This is a genomic window from Nocardia sp. NPDC050413, assembly GCF_040655475.1.
Taxonomy (GTDB): domain Bacteria; phylum Actinomycetota; class Actinomycetes; order Mycobacteriales; family Mycobacteriaceae; genus Nocardia; species Nocardia coubleae.
In genome coordinates, this window is the sequence record NZ_JBFAJZ010000018.1 from 42,343 (window position 1) to 61,112 (window position 18,770).

General features: G+C 69.2%; 17 protein-coding genes and 1 pseudogene. 11 read left to right on the forward strand and 7 right to left on the reverse strand.

The window, feature by feature from the left end:
- Positions 1-71: 71 nt before the first annotated feature.
- A complete protein-coding gene (locus tag AB0I19_RS27535) occupies positions 72-3,761 on the reverse strand; it encodes an arabinosyltransferase domain-containing protein (protein ID WP_357152645.1) in 3,690 nt (1,229 codons plus the stop codon).
- Positions 3,762-3,766: 5 nt separating this feature from the next.
- Here AB0I19_RS27535 and AB0I19_RS27540 point away from each other — a divergent pair, with 5 nt between their 5' ends.
- Positions 3,767-4,108 (forward strand): hypothetical protein, encoded by a 342-nt coding sequence (locus tag AB0I19_RS27540; protein ID WP_357152653.1) that lies wholly within the window; start codon positions 3,767-3,769, stop codon positions 4,106-4,108.
- Between the two features lie 49 nt (positions 4,109-4,157).
- On the opposite strand, the pseudogene AB0I19_RS27545 reads toward AB0I19_RS27540, so the two are convergent.
- The 3 genes and pseudogenes from AB0I19_RS27545 to AB0I19_RS27555 all read right to left on the reverse strand — a co-directional run.
- Positions 4,158-4,475, reverse strand: a pseudogene (locus AB0I19_RS27545) (hypothetical protein); the annotation flags it as partial.
- A gap of 126 nt (positions 4,476-4,601) precedes the next feature.
- Positions 4,602-5,537 (reverse strand): serine hydrolase, encoded by a 936-nt coding sequence (locus AB0I19_RS27550; protein WP_357152648.1) that lies wholly within the window; start codon positions 5,535-5,537, stop codon positions 4,602-4,604.
- Between the two features lie 289 nt (positions 5,538-5,826).
- Positions 5,827-6,693: a LysR family transcriptional regulator gene (locus tag AB0I19_RS27555; RefSeq protein WP_357152595.1), complete on the reverse strand. Its 867-nt coding sequence runs from the start codon at positions 6,691-6,693 to the stop codon at positions 5,827-5,829.
- Between the two features lie 164 nt (positions 6,694-6,857).
- Here AB0I19_RS27555 and bla point away from each other — a divergent pair, with 164 nt between their 5' ends.
- Positions 6,858-7,784, forward strand: a complete 927-nt coding sequence (gene bla, locus AB0I19_RS27560; protein WP_357152598.1) for a class A beta-lactamase — start codon at positions 6,858-6,860, stop codon at positions 7,782-7,784.
- Here bla and AB0I19_RS27565 read toward each other — a convergent pair.
- Positions 7,777-8,385, reverse strand: a complete 609-nt coding sequence (locus AB0I19_RS27565; RefSeq protein ID WP_357152600.1) for a TetR-like C-terminal domain-containing protein — start codon at positions 8,383-8,385, stop codon at positions 7,777-7,779. The two genes, bla and AB0I19_RS27565, sit on opposite strands and share 8 nt — an antisense overlap.
- Before the next feature lie 54 nt (positions 8,386-8,439).
- On the opposite strand from AB0I19_RS27565, the gene AB0I19_RS27570 reads away from it, so the two are divergent.
- Positions 8,440-8,847 (forward strand): RidA family protein, encoded by a 408-nt coding sequence (locus AB0I19_RS27570; RefSeq protein WP_357152602.1) that lies wholly within the window; start codon positions 8,440-8,442, stop codon positions 8,845-8,847.
- Here the strand turns inward: AB0I19_RS27570 and AB0I19_RS27575 are convergent, their stop codons facing one another.
- On the reverse strand, positions 8,848-9,738 hold the full coding sequence (locus AB0I19_RS27575; RefSeq protein WP_067637116.1) for an AraC family transcriptional regulator: 891 nt from the start codon (positions 9,736-9,738) through the stop codon (positions 8,848-8,850).
- Between the two features lie 117 nt (positions 9,739-9,855).
- On the opposite strand from AB0I19_RS27575, the gene AB0I19_RS27580 reads away from it, so the two are divergent.
- From AB0I19_RS27580 to AB0I19_RS27615, 8 genes are all read left to right on the forward strand, one after another.
- On the forward strand, positions 9,856-10,851 hold the full coding sequence (locus tag AB0I19_RS27580) for a saccharopine dehydrogenase NADP-binding domain-containing protein (RefSeq protein WP_357152604.1): 996 nt from the start codon (positions 9,856-9,858) through the stop codon (positions 10,849-10,851).
- Positions 10,848-12,071: an SGNH/GDSL hydrolase family protein gene (locus AB0I19_RS27585; RefSeq protein WP_357152607.1), complete on the forward strand. Its 1,224-nt coding sequence runs from the start codon at positions 10,848-10,850 to the stop codon at positions 12,069-12,071. Before AB0I19_RS27580 ends, AB0I19_RS27585 begins: the two co-directional genes overlap by 4 nt.
- 172 nt (positions 12,072-12,243) lie before the next feature.
- A complete protein-coding gene (locus tag AB0I19_RS27590) occupies positions 12,244-13,695 on the forward strand; it encodes an ATP-binding protein (RefSeq protein WP_357152609.1) in 1,452 nt (483 codons plus the stop codon).
- Positions 13,692-14,099, forward strand: coding sequence for a roadblock/LC7 domain-containing protein (locus tag AB0I19_RS27595; RefSeq protein ID WP_067491837.1), 408 nt, complete (start codon positions 13,692-13,694; stop codon positions 14,097-14,099). Before AB0I19_RS27590 ends, AB0I19_RS27595 begins: the two co-directional genes overlap by 4 nt.
- Positions 14,099-14,437 (forward strand): DUF742 domain-containing protein, encoded by a 339-nt coding sequence (locus AB0I19_RS27600; RefSeq protein WP_067491839.1) that lies wholly within the window; start codon positions 14,099-14,101, stop codon positions 14,435-14,437. Before AB0I19_RS27595 ends, AB0I19_RS27600 begins: the two co-directional genes overlap by 1 nt.
- 52 nt (positions 14,438-14,489) lie before the next feature.
- Positions 14,490-15,032 carry an ATP/GTP-binding protein gene (locus tag AB0I19_RS27605; RefSeq protein WP_357152612.1) on the forward strand — a complete coding sequence of 181 codons (543 nt, stop codon included), beginning with the start codon at positions 14,490-14,492 and terminating at the stop codon, positions 15,030-15,032.
- Positions 15,029-16,282, forward strand: a complete 1,254-nt coding sequence (locus tag AB0I19_RS27610; protein ID WP_357152614.1) for a cytochrome P450 — start codon at positions 15,029-15,031, stop codon at positions 16,280-16,282. The genes AB0I19_RS27605 and AB0I19_RS27610 overlap by 4 nt, the downstream gene beginning before the upstream one ends.
- Complete coding sequence (locus AB0I19_RS27615) at positions 16,279-17,499, forward strand: cytochrome P450 (protein ID WP_357152616.1); 1,221 nt, start codon at positions 16,279-16,281, stop codon at positions 17,497-17,499. Before AB0I19_RS27610 ends, AB0I19_RS27615 begins: the two co-directional genes overlap by 4 nt.
- A gap of 52 nt (positions 17,500-17,551) precedes the next feature.
- Here AB0I19_RS27615 and AB0I19_RS27620 read toward each other — a convergent pair whose 3' ends face one another.
- Complete coding sequence (locus AB0I19_RS27620; protein WP_357152619.1) at positions 17,552-18,697, reverse strand: acyl-CoA dehydrogenase family protein; 1,146 nt, start codon at positions 18,695-18,697, stop codon at positions 17,552-17,554.
- Between the last annotated feature and the right edge of the window lie 73 nt (positions 18,698-18,770).

The following is an 18,770-nucleotide window of genomic DNA, read 5'->3' on the forward strand; positions in this document are numbered from 1 at the left end:
TCTCCCACAACCCGACCGCCGCTGCCCTTCTGGACAGCGGCGGTTGTCGTTTCGGCTGGTTGCGTTTGCGGTCAGTTGGTTCTGATCGGTGCGGCGGTCGACCAGCCCCAGGTGGGTTCGGTGTCGATGGTGATCTCGGCGGGGGGTGCGGTGATCAGGCGGGTGAGGCGTTGGAGTTCGCCCCAGTCGCGGGTCCAGTCGTCGGCCAGGTAGGACGGGATGGTTTGCGATTTCATGAGCACGCCGGTCCAGCCGAGGGGGCCGCCGCCGGTGTCGCCCTGCCAGGTTTCGGAGACCTGGGCGTTGAGTTTGTCGGGGAGGATGCGCCAGATCGGCATCTCCGCCACGCCTGCTCGATGATCGAAGGGGCGCTGGCAGGGGAAGGCCAGTCCCACATGCCAATCCGCGAGTACCGGGTTCTCTTCGCCGACCATCGTGTTCAGCGTTGTCAGTTTCGGCAGGCGTGGTGGGGTGAGTGCCACCCACTGCATCGGATCGGGGTCCCCCTCCGTGACGAGGCGAACAGCGTTGGTGCCCAATGGAATTCCATCCAGAGAGACTGGAAGATTCCGCCACCCCGGTGCGCCGCCCACACTCGGCGGGGTTGCCTCGCCCAACAGCGAGAACGTTCCCCCGGCCTCCCGACCGAACTCCACGCGGAGCCGCTGTCCTGGCATCGGCGCCCCATCAGGCCCCACTCCTTCGATGCGTCCGGCAACGGTGAGGATCAGCACCCGATAAGCCGGATCACGCTGCACCGCTGCCAGATCCATCCGGAACCACTGGGTGACCAACTTGCCGGCGCGAGGCTCACCCACGGCGTAACTTCCGAGCACCGGCGTCCGCTCCGGAGCAAGCCCGAACGGAAGCGCCACGGTACTCCCGTTGACACCGGCTGGTGCGCCATTGCCAGGTCCTGCGGCAGCGCTTGGCCCATCGCTCGGCCCGCCGGGAGGGCCCGCCGGGCTGCCGTTCGCCCCGCGCGGTGTTTCGTTGCCACTCGGCTGCCCACCGGGGATGGCGCCATTCTGTCCGCCGGGTGCGGCGCCGGTCGGGCCAGAGCTGCTGGGCCCTGGGCCGCCACCAGGCGCGCTGCTGGGTGCTGGACTTCCAGGTGCTGGGCCGCTGGGGCCGCCACCGGGTCCTCCTCCGCTGGGGCTTCCTTGCGGAGGACCGGCCGTGGCTCCATTCGGCCCGGCGGGCGTGCTGCCACTCGGGCCGCCGCTGCTGGGCCCTGCGCCGGCACCGGTTGCCGAACCACCTGGCGCTGGACCGGTCGCCGCACCATTCTGGCCGCTGGGGGCGGCACCAGTTGGACCGCCGGGTGCGGCGCCACTCTGGCCGGCGCCGGGGCCCCCTGCGCTGCCACTAGGTGCCGAGCCGATGGGGGCGCCAGGTCCTCCACCGCTGGGTCCACCTTGTGGGGAACCTGCTGCCCCGCCATTCGGACCGCTCGGTGCGCCGCCGGGGCCGCTACCTGGCGCTCCGCCGCCGGGACCGGAGCCGGAGGGTGGTGCGGACGACTGGCCGGGGCCGGGGTCCGGGGCGAGGCTGCCCACGCCGTTCGGGGTGAAGCCGGTGTTCTCGGCGGCGAGGCTGTCGGCGATGGTGCCGGTGTACGGGGTGAGCAGGGAGTCGGCGGTGTTGGTTTCGACCAGGACGTCGTCGGCCATGGCGCAGGGGTTGCCGGTGAGGGCACGCAGGTTGGACAGGCCGACCGAGTAGGCGGGGTATTGCGAGATCGCCGCCGAGGCAAGCGAACCCACCTCGAACAGCACCAGCGCTGCCGCTACGAGAGTCAGCGGCGCAACCGGAGCGACCTTGAAACGACCAGCCGCAGCCCACTTCCCAGCAAACGGCAACCTTCTATCGGTCTCCGTTGTTCGAGGCTCACCGTCGTTCTCGTCGTCGAGAAGTGGTGCGCCATGCTTGTTGACCACTGGGTTGTCGCGCTCGGATATGCGCGGATAGTCCACCGTCTGCTGGCCGTCATGCCCGGGTGACAGCGAATGGTCGTCGCGCTGGGAATCGGCAAGGGCGCTGTCATGCTCGGCGGAGTCTCGCCGGGTCTCGCACTCCGAGGTGCGCGGTTGGCTGTGGTGGTCGCCAGCGGGTGTCTGGGTGCCGCCCTCGCGCGGGCGGGGTTCGCGGTAGTACTGGTAAAGCGCGAGGAGGAGGGTTGCGGCGGTGGCGGTTAGGGCGAGGGTGGACAGGCTTACGCTGCCGAGGGTGGGGGCGCGGTCGGGCCAGGGGACGCCGTAGCCGGAGACGTACCACCAGCCGTTGGAGCCGGTGAGGCTTACCGCGAGGAGGAACAGGACCGCTGCGGTGAAGAGGGTGCGGATGTAGGCGGCGTGAATGATCTTGCGGCTCAGGGCGACTGCGGTGACGGCGGCGAGGGCGGCGGCCAGGCCCGCGTACACGCCGAAGTGGTGGGTCCACTTGGTGGGGGTGAACATCATCAGCAGTAGTGCCATGAAAACCACTGTGAGCAGGCGGGTTACCGGTCCGCGGGCGGTGCGGGGGACGCGCCCGTGGCGCAAGGTGGTGAGGACACCGATGATCAGGCACAGCAGCATGGCGAGGATGCCGAAGCGGCGGGCGAGGGAACCGTCGGGGTTCACCGACAGCAGGGTGTCCCAGCGGGTGCGTTCCTCGAACCAGGACATGTCGGGGCCGACGAGCTGGCGGACGCGGGTGGCTTCGAGAACGGTCGCCAAGGTCTGGTCGGCGAAGACCACAACCAGAACGAGTGTTCCGGCGGCGGCGATCGGTGCGAGCAGGGTCGCGTATCCGCTCGGAGTGGAGCCGGAGCGGGCGACGATGGTGCGTAGAACCGGACGTGAAGCGGCCAGAAGCGCTGCCGTGCAGATCAATCCGGTGGGACCGGCGGCCAACGAGAAGGCCGCGACGAGCACGGCGATGGCGGCAGGCAGCAGACGCCGGGTCGCCACCGCCCGCTCCATCGAGCACCAGGTGACCAGCACCCCGACGGCGATCAAGGGTTCCGGACGCAGACCGTTGTTGTACGGCAGCCAGATCGAGAGGAACACCAGTGCACCGGTCCACACCGCCCAGCGGTTCGCGGTAATGCCCAAGCGGGGCAAAACTTCCCGGCTGAGTACCAACCAGCAGACGAGTCCGGCGAGCAATGCGGGCAACCGCATCCACACGCCTGCCTCGCTGACCCTGCTCATCCACGCGAGCACCTCATACGGCCAGCCGAACGGCGCCTCCGCCACCTGGAACCACCGGTAGTAGTTGGCCGTATACCCGGCCTCGCGCGCGGACCGGGCCATCGTGAGGATGTACCCGTCGTCGGAACTGTTCGCCCCGATCACATGCCACACGACCAGCACGCCCGCCACGGTCGCGTCGACAGCGCGGAACCGCCACCAGCCCATCGGAAGTAGCCGGCGGGTGCGCCTGCCGTCCCGAACGTCACTGCGGTGCAAGCAGATCAGCGACACCAGCGTGCACAGCACCGCACCGATGATCGCCGCCAGCTTCCACCCACTCGGGCTCGACGAGAACCGCGCATCGATCTCGGCATGCAACCGCGCATCACCGAGCCGCCCCCGATCGAGTTCGGTGAACACACCGACAACCTGCGGCCGCACATCCCCCTGCACAGCCGTCCGCGTCACCGCGCCGTCGCGCGCCGCCACTCCGACGATCTCGGCACTGGTGCGCCCCGCATCGGAGAAGACGACAAGCGCACAGCCGCCGTTTGCCGCGCCTGGCGCACCACTCTCAGGCACTGCCGATGGTGTGCTGCTCGCGGGTGCTCCCGCTGGTGCTGGCGAGGGTGCTCCTGACGGTGCTGCCGGAGGTGCTCCCGCTGGTGCTGCCGAGGGTGCTCCTGACGGTGCTGCCGGAGGTGCTCCCGCTGGTGCTGCCGATGGCGCTCCCAACGGTGCTGCCGAGGGTGCTCCCGATGGCGCTCCTGACGGTGCTGCCGGCGGTGCTGCCGATGGCGCTCCCGCTGGTGCTGCCGATGGCGCTCCTGACGGTGCTCCCGATGGCGCCCCCAAGGGTGCGGCAGGCGTCGAAGGCAAGGGTGCTCCCCCAACCCCAGGCGCTGCGGGATCGGTCGGGAGGCTGGTGAGGGGGACGCTCAGCAACAGGCGGTCACGCAACACCATCGACAGCGTGCGGCCCTGGTCGGGGCGGTCCTCGATGCGGGCGACCAGGCCCTTGGAGCCTGCTCGGGGAGCTTGGGGTGGGACGGTGGACAGGACGGTTCCGCCGGTGAGACCTTGTAGGGCGGTGCAGGGGATGCGTAAATCGAGGCTCAGCGGCACGTAGTCCACGAGCGGTGCGCTGACCTGTAGCGACTTGTCCTGCGGCCAATCCAGGCTCGCGCGCTGTTGCTGCACGGGAAGCAGCGGGACGAGAACCGCCAGCAACAAACCGAGCGCCCCCGCCACGATCCCACCAATTTTCGCTCGGCCGAAGCCGGAATCTCCACCCACGAATGACGATGCTAGGCCGTCGAACCGGCTCGCACCCAGTCACTTCGAGATCACCACGCTCTGATGGCGGCATCACGCGAGAGCCGAACGCCACCAGAGCGTGGTGATCGTTTGTCCAGGAGGGGGTCAGGGGGTGGGGCGGCGGAGTTCGGTGACGGCGATGCGAGCGGCCTCGCCGATGGCGGCATCGACGACGGGGAGGGCGGGGTCGGCGCGAGCGGCGCGGGTGAAGACCGCGACGGCGACCGGAATTTCGCCGGGGAATTCGACGACCGCGACCTCGTTGCGGATGATGCCGACGGTGCCGGTCTTGCCCGCGACCACGACACCGCGATGTGGGAAACCGGCAGCGACACGGTGCGGCCAGATCTGGTTGCGCATGACCGCGCGTACGAATTCCGTGCTCTCCGTCGACAACACGCCGCCCGACCAGAGACGCCACAGCAGACGCGTCATCTCCTCGGGAGTGGTCGCGCTGGCGTAGGCGGGATCGTAGGCCGACACCGTCCACGCCTCGTCGTTGTCCGCCAGCGCCGCGAACGCCTCAGCGGTGCTGTGGGTGTCGGTGTCGCGCACCAGACTTCGGTGCTGATCGGCGGTGCCGCCGACGACGCGGGTTTCGGTGAGGCCGAGTTCGACGGCCATGTCGGTGACGGCGGCCAGCCCGAGTTCACCGAGAAGAACGTCGGCGGCCGCGTTGTCGGACACCGTCATCATCGAGGCGACCAGATCGCGACGGCTCAGCGTGATCGGATCGCGCAGTGCGGCAATACCGGTCGGGCCCGGGGTGCAGTCGGCGGGATCGATGGTGAGCCTGCCCGCCGGATCGATGCGCCCGTGGTCCACTTCGCGATAGAACGCCACGCACAACAGCAACTTGTACACCGACGCCATCACCACCCGATCCCGCCCACCTACCGAGATCTCCGCCGCCGAACCGTCACACCGCCGCGCATGCAGCCACCCACTGCACCCGGCATCCGCGAACACCGCCCGGATCCTGTCCTCGGCCGTCGGGGCAGCCCGATCGGCAGCCACGAGCCCCGGCTCCGCACGCAGCATGTCGAACGACCGGCTCACCGCGCGCTCCGAACAGTCACGCGACGCACTCTGTGCACCGGTCTTCCGCCGCGAGGATCGTCCGCGCTTCGGTGGCCTCGCCCGGCCGTGGTCGTCCCGGCGCCGTGCTCCGCACGCACCCCTCGCGACCGAGGCGACGGTGACTCGATCTGCGCGTTCCGCCTCTCGACCGGTGTGAACTCGGCCTGTGCGCCGGTCGTGCCATATCGATCAGCACACAAAACACCTGCTCGCATACACCTCATCACGCACAGACGGGTGATTCGCACCGTCACCGCAACCGCTCCCGGTACAGCACGCGATCCAGCACGTCCGCCTGCCCGCGCGTATCAGTACGCCGAATCACCCTGACCCGCAACGCAACCGAATGCGGCGCCAATGTCAACCATGCGACGCCCGGCGTGGGAGTGGGTGGGGTGGTGGTGAGACCGAAGCTGGTTCCGGCGGCTACCGCTGCCAGCACAGCGCGGTCGTCGGGAGCGGGCAGCGACGGAGTGTCGAGGCCGCGTTCACGCAGGAGATCCAGGAGCGCGTCGTACGCGGGTGGGTTGGCCGGACGCGGTGGATGGGCGAAGTGCAGGCCGGTGAGCATGGGGAACGTGGGGCGTTCGGTGGTGGTGGTGCGGTGACCGGCGGGAACGACCAGCCAGCGGGGGAGTTTCACGACGGGCCCCGCTTCGACGCCGTCGACCAGGGCCGGGTGTTCGATCACCGCGACATCGCAGATGCCCGAGCGCACGTCGGCGACGAGGTCGACGGTGCTGCCGATCGTGGTCGACACCGTCCCGTCCGCGGGCCGCAACGCGGTGACGCAGGCGGTGACCACCCGGTCCGGCAGCGCGGTGGTCGCCGCGAACCGGGTGGTGCCGCTGAGCTGGGCGATGCGCCGCGATTCGGCGAGCAGGCGATCGGCGTCGTCGACGAGCAGCCGGGCGCGCGGCAGCAACTGCCTGCCCGCCGGGGTGAGCACGGCGCCCTGGGTGGTCCGGTGGACGAGCTCGATGTCGAGGTGCTGTTCCAGGCGCCGCAAACCCTGGGACAGCGGTGGTTGGGTCATGTCGAGTGCCGCTGCCGCCCGCCCGAAATGGCCCTCGTCCGCGACGGCGACGAAGAACCGGAGGTGGCGCAGCAGGTCCATGGGGCCATTGAACCAGCGGTCACGCAACGACTCGCCCGAACCGGACGAAGTGCCCAGCGCATCGCCTCGGATACCGCACGTGAACTGCGGCGATATCGATCACGACTCGCCGCCGACGGCATCCGGTATTGGCCGCGCCCCGCCCGCGATGGTGTGGTGCAACGGTGATTTCCTCCGCTACCGAGCACCCGATCCGCAGACGCCTCGCGGCCGCCGCACTCGCGGTCGCCACGCTGACCTTCACCGCGTGCTCCTCCGAACCCGCGGCCCCGAGCGAAACCTCGGCCGCGCCGGGCACCGCGTCCACCGACACCACCCAGTACGCCGCATTGGAATCGAAATACAGTGCGCGACTGGGTCTCTCGGTCACCGACACCGGAACCGGCGCCACCGTCGCCTACCGGGCCGACGAACGTTTCCCCATCGCCTCCACCTTCAAGGGCCTGGCCTGTGGCGCCCTCCTGCAGGCGCATCCACTCTCGACCGGCTACTTCGATCAGGTCATCCACTACACCGCCGCCGACCTGGTGGAGTACTCACCCGAAACCGAGAAGCACGTCGACACCGGCATGACCGTGGCGGCCCTCTGCCATGCCACCATCACGCTCTCCGACAACACGGCGGGCAACCTGGTGCTCCGCTTGCTCGGCGGCCCGGCGGGTTTCACGGCGTTCCTGCGCACCCTCGGTGACAACGTGACCCGCCTGGACCGCTGGGAAACCGAACTCAACACCGCCATCCCCGGCGACGAACGCGACACCACCACCCCCGCCGCCCTGGCCGCCGACTACCGCGCCCTCGTCCTCGGCGATGTCCTTGCCGAGCCCGAGCGCACCCAGCTCGCCGACTGGCTCAAGGCCAACACCACCGGCGGCAAACGCATCAAGGCCGGTCTGCCCGCCGACTGGACTGTCGGCGACAAAACGGGCAGCCCCGCCTACGGTTCGGCCCTCGACGTGGCCATCGCCTGGCCCCCGAACCGCCCGCCCCTGGTACTCGCGGTCCTGTCGACGAAATCCGAGCAGGACGCCGAACCGTCCAACGAACTCCTGGCCGAGGCGACGAAAGCGGCTGTCGCCCAGCTCAATTGATCCGCCACCCCGCCCGAACGGAACGGGCGCACAGCTGCGGTTCGTCGCCTGCTCCGACGAACAAGGCGGTGAGCATCGGGATGCCGTGGTCGAGCGCCTCGGCGGGCAACGGGCCGGTCGCCACCAGCGCGGCCAGCCCGTGCCCGATCACCCAGCTCTGCGTCGCCAGTTCGAGGGCGTCGACCTCGGCCCGGAAGCGGCCGAGGTCGCGGGCACTCGCCACGGCCGTCACCAGCCGCTCCAAGGTCGCATCGGCGGCCGGCGCGTCCTCGAGTTCGAAACCGGCGTCGAACATCACCCGGTACAGATCGGGTTCGGCCAGTGCGTTGGCGAGGTAGGCGCTGCCGAGCGCGGCCAGGTCGCGCACGGGATCGCCGGTGTCGGGGACGTGGGCGAGGCGCGCGGCCAACCGGGTGAACCCCTCCTGCCGCACCGCCCGCCACAACCCGTCGATCCCGTCGAAATAGGTGTACACGGCCATCGTCGACACCTCGGTCCCGGCGACGAGCCCGCGCAGCGTCACCGGTTCACGAGCCGCGACCATCTGCGCCGCCCGCTCGATCAGCATCGACCGCACCGCCGGATTTCGCGTTCTACCCATGGCGCCACATTACATAACAGCGTTATGGTTATGGCACCGACGATGGGAGCGAACATGACCGTGGAACTGATCAATCCGGACGGGCTGCCCAAGCCTGATGTGTACCGACAGGTGTCGATCGCGACCGGCTCACGCCTGGTCTTCCTGGCCGGGCAAGTGGCCCGCGACGCCGCCGGAAACCCGGTCGGCGCGGGCGATTTCGCCGCCCAGGTGGAACAGGCCTACCTGAATGTCGGCACCGCGATGACCGCGATCGGCGGATCCTTCGACGACGTCGCGAAGCTGACGATCTACGTCGTCGACTGGAGTGCCGACAAATATCCGCTGCTGGGCGAAGGAGTGAGTCGCGCGGCCGCGAAAATGGGGGTCGACCCGGTCAAACCGATCACCCTGATCGGCGTGGCCGCACTGGGCGAACCCGACCTGCTCGTCGAGGTCGAGGCGACCGCGGTGCTCGACTGATCACCCTGCGCGGTACCGGCCGGGGGCCACACCGTATTCACGTTTGAAGGCTTTGCCGAAGGCGTACTCGGAGCTGTAGCCGGTGCGCCCGGCGATGGTGGCCAACGGGTGATCGGTCTCGCGCAGGAGCCGGGCGGCGGTGAGCATCCGCCAGCGGGTGAGATAGGCCAGTGGCGGTTCGCCGAGCAGGGTGGTGAATCGTTTGGCGAACGCGGCCCGGCTCAAACCCGCACGGGCGCCGAGCGATTCGACGGTCCAGTTGTGACCGGGGTCGTCGTGCACGGCCCGTAGCGCACGCGACAGTTCGGGGTCGGTGAACGCCACCGACCACCGTGCGGTGTCGTGGGTGGCGCTCTCGGCGAGCCAGGCGCGCAACAGATAGAGCAGGAGCAGGTCGAGCAGCGGTGGGACGGCCGCGTCGGCACCGGGGCGGGCGTCGGTGAGTTCGGCGGCGAGCAGGTCGACGGCGGCGCGCAACGACGCGTGCGTGCCGAGCCGGGCCGGAATGTGCACCACCTCGGGCAGTTCCGCCAGCAATGGATGGGTGCGATCGGCGGCGAGGTGATACGACCCACACAGCAGGGTGGAAGCGGCGCCGGGGCCGTCGACCACGCGGACGTCGTCGGGTCCCGCGGTCTCGGTGAACGTGCTGGTGAGCTGATCGACCAGACCGTGCGCGACCCCCCGCGGCATCAGCACCGCGTCCCCCGTACCGAGCGCGATGGGTTCGGCCCCCGCCCTGGTGAGCCAGCACGAACCCTGCAGGACGACATGGAAACCGGCACCTTCCATCAGCGGATACCTGCGGCCCCACGGCGCGTGCCGCACGAACATCCCTGACGCCGGGTCACCGGTGCGCGCGGTGGCCAGCACATCGCTGAGCAGATCCATAACCGATGACAATACCGTCGAAGACGATTGGATATCATCTGCGGACGCTGGATGATTTCACGTCCTGACATCTGCTCATACGCTGAGTTCATCAACCGAATGAACAAGGAGCAGGACATGAAGATCGCCGTGTACGGGGCAAGTGGACACGTCGGCCGTTTCGCGGTGGCGGAATTGGCTCGCCGTGGAATCGACACCGTCGTCGTGGGACGTAACGCCCAGCGGCTGAAGGACTTCGGCGTACCTGTCCGGGTCGCCGCGGCCGACGATCACTCCGCGCTGCTCGCCGCCTTCACCGGGGTCGACCTGGTCATCAGCACCCTGCCCGACTACACCGGAACCGGCGAGGGCGTACTGCGCGCCGCCGTCGCCGCTGGCGCGAGCTATGTGGATGTCGCGGGCGAACAACTGTTCGCCCGCAAGGTGTTCGACGAGTACGGGCCGCTCGCCGAGGCCGCGGGCGTCACCCTGGTCACGGCCGTCACGGAGGCGGGCGTGTTCGGTGACCTGCTCGCCAACCTCGGCGCGCGACGGCTCGGCGGTGCCGACGAGATCGTGCTCAGCCATGTCGTCGCGCCCGGTGGTGAGGGTTCACGTGGCAGTATGCGCACGGTGCTGCGCAATCTGGACGCCTTCACCAGTGGTGGTCTTTCCTGGTCCGACGGTGAATTCCGCACCGGTCCCCAGCCGCGCCGGGACACGCTGCTCCTGCCCGGCGCCACCGACCCTGTCGCGGTGGTGAAGTTCCCGCAGCCGGCCGTGGTGACGATCCCATGCCATACCGCGGCCGCTTCGGTGGAAGGTGTACTGGCGAAGGAGATCTTCGCGATGGTCGGCACCGTCACCGAGGCCGACCTGGAACGCGCGCCCGAAACACCCTCCGCCCCGGCTCCCTACTCGATGGTGGTCGACATCCACCGCGACGGAAAAACACTGCGCGGTATCGGAAGTGGGCCCGATACGTACCGCAACAGTGCCCAGCTCGCGGTGGCGGTAGCGACCCGCATCGGCGCGGGCGCGAAACCGGGCGCGCAGTCACCGGCCGAACTGTTCGGCCCGGTCGAATTCCTCGACGCACTGGGCGAATTCGGCATGACCTGGTCGCTCGGATGAACAATCCCACACGCCGGGCGGTGGCCTTCCTCGCGTCGGTGACCGCCCTGGTGCTGGTCGCCTGTGGCACGCGTGAGCCGGCACCCGAGTGGTCGAGCGTGTGGGCGGCAGCCGCCCAGCATCCGGCGACCCAGAACTGGTCGGCCGACGGCTTCGCCGACGTGACCGTCCGCCAGGTCGTCCGCGTGACGGACGGCGGCCCGCAGGTCCGGGTCCGGCTGTCGAATCGCTACGGCACCGAACCGTTGGCCGTCGCGGGTGCCACGGTGGCTCGCGGCGCAGGCGGTGCCGCGGTGGTACCGGAGTCGGTGCGCCCGCTGACAATGGACAGCTCGACCACCTTCGATCTCGACCCGGGCACCGAGGCGGCGAGCGACCCGATCCCCCTCCCGGTCGCCGCCGGGGAGGCGGTCACCGTCACGCTCTACTTCGCCCGTCCGACCGGCCCGGCGACCCAGCACGCGCAAGCTGCCACGACCAGCTTCCGTGCCGCGGGCGACCACGCGGCCGAACCGACCGCGACGCCCTTCACCGAGACCTCCCGATCCTGGTACTACCTGACGGGCATCGACGCGATCGGCGCGGAACGGGAGGTCACCGTCGCCTTCGGCGATTCCATCACCGACGGCTACCGCTCGACTGTCGACACCGACCAGCGCTACCCGGACCAGCTCGCCCGCCACCCGGGCACCGGACCGCACGCGGTCGTCAACGCGGGTATCAGCGGCAACCGGCTGCTCACCGACTCGACCGTGCTCGGGGACAGTGCCCGCCTCCGCTTCCGCCGCGACGTCCTCGAACAGCCCGGCGTCGACACCGTGATCGTGCTCATCGGCATCAACGACATCGGCTTGGCCGGGACCACCGGCCCCGATGGTGTCTTGTCCCCGGATGTTTCGGCCGACCAGCTCATCGCGGGCTATCGCGAGCTGATCGGCGCGGCCCACGCGGCGGGCGTGCGCGTCATCGGCGCGACGCTGCTGCCGTTCGGTGGTTCGGTGTACTACTCGCCGGGCAAGGACGACCTGCGAGCTCAGGTGAACACCTGGATACGCACCGGCAACGCCTTCGACGCGGTGGTGGATCTGGACCGTGCGCTGGCCGCGCCGGACGACCGGAGCAGACTGGCGCAACAGTTCGACAGCGGAGATCATCTGCACCCCAACGACCTCGGCTACGGTGCTATGGCGGCGGCCATAGCAGGCGCGGGCGTGCTGTGATGCTCGACGGCGGCGAGGCTGTCACCAGCGCGGGAAGAGACCACCGGGTCAACAACCGGTGAACCCTGACTGCTCGAGTGGCAGTTGGGACGAGGGCTCGATATGCTCGCCCCGTTATCGAAACGGGCTGCCTTGCTGCATGTTTGGCTCGAGGATTGGTGGTTGGGGGCCTGTGGTTACTGCGGAAGTCGGGCCGGTGACGCACGCGACGGGGGACCGCACGACAGCGGGACCGGCGGGGTATGTGGTGCTGAGCGCCGCAGTGGTCATCGTGGTGATCGCCGCGCTTACCGTGGTTTTCGCGCCCCCTCTCATCGGCATTCCCGTGCTGGTCGGGGCGTTGGTCACGGCGCTGATCGCCTGTCCGGCGGTTTTCGTCGCGCTGCGCCAAACCGCGAAAGCCGACCTCTCCGCCGCCGCCGCTCAGCGCGCCGAACAGCAGTTGGCGGCCACCGTCGCCGAGGCGACGCAGCGCATCGCGAAGGCCGAGGAACACAGCTCCGCCTACGCCTGGGAAGCGCAGGAGAACTCGCGTCGCGGTGCCGCCGCGCTCGCGGCGTTCGCCGGTGCCGCCAGCCGTATCCAGGCCATGACCACCAGCATGCTCGCCGAACTGCGCGAGATGGAGCACCGTCACGCCGACCCACGCGTGCTCACCGACCTGCTCCACATCGACCACCGCACCGCCCAGACCGGCCGCCTCGCCGACAGCATCGCGGTCCTCAGCGGCGCCCGCACCGGCCGACGCTGGGCCAAACCCATTGCGATGGAATCGATCCTGCGTGGCGCGATGGGCCGAGTGGCCGGATACCAGCGTGTGCGACTGCGCGCGGTGGCCGAGGTCGGTATCGCCGGACACGCCGCCGAAGGCGTGATGCACGCGCTGGCCGAACTGCTCGACAACGCCTGCAACTTCTCCCCGCCGACCACCGAGGTGCATGTCTACGCGGCGGAAGTGCCCGCGGGCGTTGTCATCACCATCGAGGACAGCGGTCTGGTGATGAGCGAATCGGCGCTGCGCCGCGCCGAGGCCGCCGTGAGCGGACGCGACCACAAGGGCAAGGGCGCCGACCTGGCCTCCCTCTCGGGCACCCGGCTCGGGCTCGCCGTGGTCGGAAACCTCGCGCGCAAACACGATCTCACCGTGTCGTACCGGCCCTCGGCCATCGGTGGCACGGCGGTGGTCGTCGTCGTCCCGCGCGAACTCACCGCCCGCGCCGAACGCCGGGGCCGCGACACGGGCCGCCACGCCGCGCCCACCGCGCAGCGTGCCGACACCGGCGGCATCCAGCTCACCAACCTCGGCCAGTTCGACGCACCGACCCCGCGCCCGGCACCGCACACCGAGAACGGCGACCTCGGCTGGGCCGACGCCATCGCCCGCCAGGTGTCACCACCCGCCGGTGAGGCCGCCCACTTGCCCGCGGCGACCACCCCCGCGTTGCCCAAGCGCCGTCGCGGCAGCACGCTCGCGCAGGTCCATCCCGAAGGCCTCACCACGCCCGCGCCCACCCAGGTGACGCCGGCGAAACCCTCGGCACTCGGCGCCTTCCAACGTTCTGCCCGCACCGAGCCGCGCACAGGCAGCGCCGCCTCTGCACCAGACCCCCAGGAGGACCGATGACCACCACCGCCGCGACCAATCTCGGCTGGTTGCTCGAGAAACTGCTCGCCCGCACCCCACGCACCCGCCACGCCCTGCTGCTCTCGGGTGACGGACTCAAGATCTGCCACACCCCGGAACTCGACACCGACCGCGCCGACCAGCTCGCCGCGATCGCCGCCGGTTTCCAAAGCCTCGCGCACGGGGCCTCCGTCGAATTCGGTGACGGGCGAGGCGGAGTCCGCCAGTCGATGACCGAGTTCTACGGCGGCATCCTGTTCGTGGTCGAGGCCGGGCTCGGCGCGCACTTAGCGGTGATCGCCGCCGAGGACGCCGACGCGGGCCTGGTCGGGCACACCATGCACGAACTGGTCGAGCAGCTCGGCGAACACCTCGCCGCCCAGCCGCGCCGGGGGACGCCGTAATGCTCGGCCGCGACGACGATCCCGACCGGTTCTACACCCTCACCGGCGGCCGGATGCCCGCCGACGACGACTTCGACCTGGTCACCCTCGTGGTCAGCGAGTCGGCGCCGAACGCGGGCATGACCTCTGAACAGGTCGCGATCCTCGAGCTGTGCCGGGCGCCGACCGCCGTGGTGGAGATCGCGGCCGAACTGCGGCTGCCGGTGGGTGTAGCGACGGTTGTGCTGTCGGATCTGCTCGCCGCGGGCAAGATCACCATCAGGCCACCGCTGTCGGCGGCGATGAATCTGGATCTTTCCACCCTCGAGAAGGTGCTCGTTGGACTTCGCAGGCTCTGAAGACGTACCCGAGCGGTCACGGGCGCCGCTGCACAGCACGGCGCGGCACGGGTTGAAAATCGTCATCATCGGCGGATTCGGTGTCGGCAAAACGACATTGGTCCGTTCGGTGAGCGAGATCCGCCCCCTCGACACCGAGGCGACGATGACCGATGTGGGTGTCGGCGTCGACGACGCGAGCGGCGTGCCTGGCAAGTCGACCACCACCGTCGCCTTCGACTTCGGCCGCATCAGCATCGACGACGAGCACGTCCTGTATCTGTTCGGCGCCCCTGGGCAGCAACGGTTCTGGTTCCTCTGGGACCGGTTGTTCGCCGGTGCGCTCGGTGCGATCGTGCTCGTCGATCAGCGCCGCATCGCCGACTCCTGGTACGCCATCGACCGCCTCGAACACCAGGGCACACCATTCGTGGTCGCCTGCAACGACTTCGGTGAATCACATGCCCCCGAGGCGGTGCGCGACGCGCTCGATCTTGACCCGGCGGTCCCGCTGCTGATGTGTGACGCCCGCTCGCGTGAATCGAGCAAACAGGTACTCATCGCCCTGATCGAGCACCTGTATTCTGTTGTCCCACAGGGGGAGACCGTCTCATGAGCACACCGGCAGGGGCTTGCCCGGTCACCGGCGCCGTCCCGCTGAGCGGTCCCGAGTTCCATATCGAACCGCACGAGGTGTACCGGCGGATGCGCCGCGAACACGGCCCGGTCGTCGCCGTCGAACTGCCCGGCGGTTTCCCCGCCTGGCTGGTGATCGGGTACCGCGAACTGCACCAGGTGACCAGCGATCCGGTGCTGTTCCCGCGCGATGTGTCGCTGTGGAACCAGTGGGGGCGGGTGCCCGAGGACTGGCCGCTGCTGCCGATGGTCGGGCGGCCGATGCCGTCGATCTACTTCACCGCCGGTGCCGAACACCGCCGCCACCTGGCCATGGTCGAACCCGCTCTCGACGCGGTGGATCACTTCGAATTGCGCCGTGCCTGTGAGGAACTGGCCGATCAACTGGTCGACCGGTTCTGTGGGCGTGGCACCGCCGATCTGGTCGCCGAATTCGCCGAACCGCTGCCCGTGCTCGCGCTCGGCCGCATCCTCGGCCTGCCCGACGCCGATGCCGCCGACCTGGCGCTGACCATGAAGACCCTCGCCGACGGCGGCGCCGACGCCCAGGCCGGGCACATGCGTTTCGCCGAGCACATGGCCCGCCTCGTCGCCGCCAAGAAGGCGCGCCCCGGCGGTGACCTCACGTCGCTGATGCTGGCCGATCCCGAGCCGTTCACCGACGAGGAATACATCAACGACCTGATGGCGATCGCCGCCGCGGGCCACCTCACCACCGCCGACTGGCTCGGCAGCTCCATGCGGCTGATGCTCACCGACGAACGCTTCGCCGCCGCGCTCGGTGGCGGCAGGCGCAGCGTCGGCCAGGCCATGAACGAGGTGCTCTGGGAAGAGGGGCCGACCTCCATCCTGGCGGGTCGCTGGGCCGCCCGCGATACGCGCCTTGGCGACCGCACCATCCGCGCCGGGGACATGCTGCTGCTCGGCTTGGCCGCTGCGAACCTCGATCCGCATGTGCGCCAGTCGTTCTCCGACGGCGACACCGTGCCCACCGGCAACAACGCGCACTTCGCGTTCAGCTACGGCGAATACCGCTGCCCGTACCCGGCGCAGCAGATCGCCGAGATCATCGCGCGAACCGGGATCGAGGTGCTGCTCGACCGGCTCCCCGATGTCGACCTGGCGGTTCCGGCCGACCAGCTCACCCGGCGACCTTCGGCTTTCCTTCGGGGCATGCAAGCACTGCCCGTTCGTTTCACCCCTGTTCGACCCGTCGGAGGTTTCTCGTGAGTTCGCAATGCCCTATCGCCATCGACCCCATGGTCGGTGATCTCGCGGGGGAGACCGCCCGACTACGTGACGCGGGGCCGATCACCCGGATCGACCTGATGGGTGTGACCGTGTGGACCGTCACCGACCACGCCCTGGCCCGTCAGCTGACCACCGACACCCGCCTGGTCAAGGACATCAACGCCTGGAAACTGTTCGCCGACGGTGTCGTGGGCAACCAGTGGCCGCTGATCGGGATGGTCGACGTCGACCGCTCGATGTTCAGTGTCGACGGCGCCGAACACCGCAGGCTGCGGCTCAAGACCGCGCAGGCGCTGGCCCCGCGTCGGCTCGAGGAGCTGCGCCCGCGGATCGAAGCGCTCACCGCCGAACTCCTCGACGACCTCGCCGCGGCCGGTGCCGACGGCACCCCGGTTGACCTCAAGCAGGTGTTCGCCTACCCGCTGCCCATGCGCGTGGTCGGCGACCTGATGGGCGTCGCCCGCGAGGACCACGCCCAGCTGCTCGACTGGTACAAGAAGTTCTTCTCCGTGATGACCCCGCAGGACGAGCGCCTGCGCGTGATCGGCGAGCTCGACGTGTACTTCACCGACCAGGTGCGCAAGAAGATCGCCGACCCGGGCGACGACCTCACCTCGGCGTTCGTGGTTGCCGACGAGGGTGGCGAGGCGCTCACCGAGGAGGAGGCGATCGGCAATATCAAGGCCCTCGTCGCCGCCGGGCACGAGACCACCGTGAGCCTCATCGTCAACACCGTGCGCGCGCTGCTCAACGAACCGGATCAGCTGGCGAAAGTCGTTGCCGGGGAAGTGGACTGGAAGCAGGTCATCGAGGAGTCGCTGCGCTGGGACGGGCCCGTCTCGCACCTGCTGATGCGGTTCGCCACCGAGGACATCACCGTGGGCGAGACCGTCATCGAGAAGGGCGAGGGTGTGGTGATGTCCTACCGTGCCGTCGGCCGCGACTTCGCCGTGCACGGTGAGACCGCCGACGAATTCGACGTGACCCGCTCGACGGCCAACCGCCACCTCGCCTTCGGCTACGGCCCGCACATCTGCCCCGGTGCGGCACTGTCGCGGCTCGAGGCGGCGATCGCGCTGCCCGCGCTGTTCGCCCGCTTCCCGAATCTGCGCCTGGCCGTGCCCGACAGCGAGCTCGGCAACCTGCCGGTGCTGACCCAGAACGATCTGGCCGCGTTGCCGATCATCCTGAACTGACCGGCGTCGCGTCGCGCCCGGTGGATCGCTTCACCGGGCGCGACGCTCTACTTCACAGACCCAGATCGCGGCCGATCAGTTCCTTCATGATCTCGTTCGAGCCCGCCCAGATCTTGGTGACCCTGGCGTCCATCCAGGCCCGCGCCACCCGGTATTCGCGCATGTAGCCGTAGCCGCCGTGCAGCTGCACGCAGGCGTCGAGCACGTCGTTCTGCACCTGCGCCGACCACCATTTGGCCTTGGCGGCGTCGACGGCCGACAGCTCACCGGTGGTGTGCACGGCGAGACACTGGTCGATGAAGGCCTGCGTGACCTCCACCTTGGTGACCAGCTCGGCGAACAGGAATTTGTTGTACTGGAAGCTGCCGATCTGCTGCCCGAAAGCCTTGCGCTCCTTGGCGTATTCGAGGGTCTCGTCCAGGATCGCCGCCGCGTGGGCGATATTGGAGGCGGCCGCGCCGATGCGTTCCTGGGGCAGCATCTGCATCATGGTGATGAAGCCGCGGTCGAGCTCACCCAGGCGGTTGGCGTCGGGGACGCGCACGTTGTCGAAGAACAGCTCGGCGGTGTCGGATTCGGGCTGGCCGACCTTGTCGAGTTTGCGGCCGCGGGTGAAGCCGTCCATGCCGTTCTCCACGACGAACAGGGTGATGCCCTTGGCCTTCTTCTCCGGGCTGGTCCGGGCGGCCACGATCACCAGGTCGGCGTTGAAGCCGTTGGTGATGAAGGTCTTCGAGCCGTTGATGATCCAGTCGTCGCCGTCGCGCACGGCGGTGGTCTTCAGCGCGGCGAGGTCGGAACCGCCCGACGGCTCGGTCATGCCGATGGCCGTGATCAGCTCGCCCGTGCAGAACTTCGGCAGCCAGCGCCGCTTCTGCTCGTCGGTGGTCAGTTCGACCAGGTAGGGGGCGCACACGTCGAAGTGGATGCCGAACGACGACGAGATCGCCGCACCGGCCTTGGCCAGTTCCTCGCCGAGCACCGCGTTGAACCGGTAGTCACCGGCGTCGCTGCCGCCGAATTCCTCCGGGACACCGAGCCCGAGGTAGCCCAGTTCGCCTGCGGCCAACCAGGTTTCGCGATCGATCGCGCGCTGTTCGATGAACTTCTCGGCCTTCGGTTCGATCGACCGCTTGACGAATTCGGCTACCGAGGCACGGAAGGCCTCATGGTCCTCGGTGTAGAGGGTGCGCTTCATTCCTACAGTGTACGAATGGCCCGTGGGCCGATGTCAACGCGAACGAGAAGCCTTGTCTCCGGACACGAAAAAG

Coding starts and splice junctions, on each gene's coding strand:
- AB0I19_RS27585 (WP_357152607.1), top strand. CDS start 10,848: ATGAACAATCCCACACGCCGGGCGGTGGCCTTCCTCGCGTCGGTGACC.
- AB0I19_RS27540 (WP_357152653.1), top strand. CDS start 3,767: ATGGTGTGCTGCTCGCGGGTGCTCCCGCTGGTGCTGGCGAGGGTGCTC.
- AB0I19_RS27580 (WP_357152604.1), top strand. CDS start 9,856: ATGAAGATCGCCGTGTACGGGGCAAGTGGACACGTCGGCCGTTTCGCG.
- AB0I19_RS27565 (WP_357152600.1), bottom strand. CDS start 8,385: ATGGGTAGAACGCGAAATCCGGCGGTGCGGTCGATGCTGATCGAGCGG.
- AB0I19_RS27575 (WP_067637116.1), bottom strand. CDS start 9,738: ATGGATCTGCTCAGCGATGTGCTGGCCACCGCGCGCACCGGTGACCCG.
- AB0I19_RS27620 (WP_357152619.1), bottom strand. CDS start 18,697: ATGAAGCGCACCCTCTACACCGAGGACCATGAGGCCTTCCGTGCCTCG.
- AB0I19_RS27595 (WP_067491837.1), top strand. CDS start 13,692: ATGACCACCACCGCCGCGACCAATCTCGGCTGGTTGCTCGAGAAACTG.
- AB0I19_RS27555 (WP_357152595.1), bottom strand. CDS start 6,693: ATGGACCTGCTGCGCCACCTCCGGTTCTTCGTCGCCGTCGCGGACGAG.
- AB0I19_RS27570 (WP_357152602.1), top strand. CDS start 8,440: ATGACCGTGGAACTGATCAATCCGGACGGGCTGCCCAAGCCTGATGTG.
- AB0I19_RS27600 (WP_067491839.1), top strand. CDS start 14,099: ATGCTCGGCCGCGACGACGATCCCGACCGGTTCTACACCCTCACCGGC.
- AB0I19_RS27550 (WP_357152648.1), bottom strand. CDS start 5,537: ATGCTGCGTGCGGAGCCGGGGCTCGTGGCTGCCGATCGGGCTGCCCCG.
- AB0I19_RS27610 (WP_357152614.1), top strand. CDS start 15,029: ATGAGCACACCGGCAGGGGCTTGCCCGGTCACCGGCGCCGTCCCGCTG.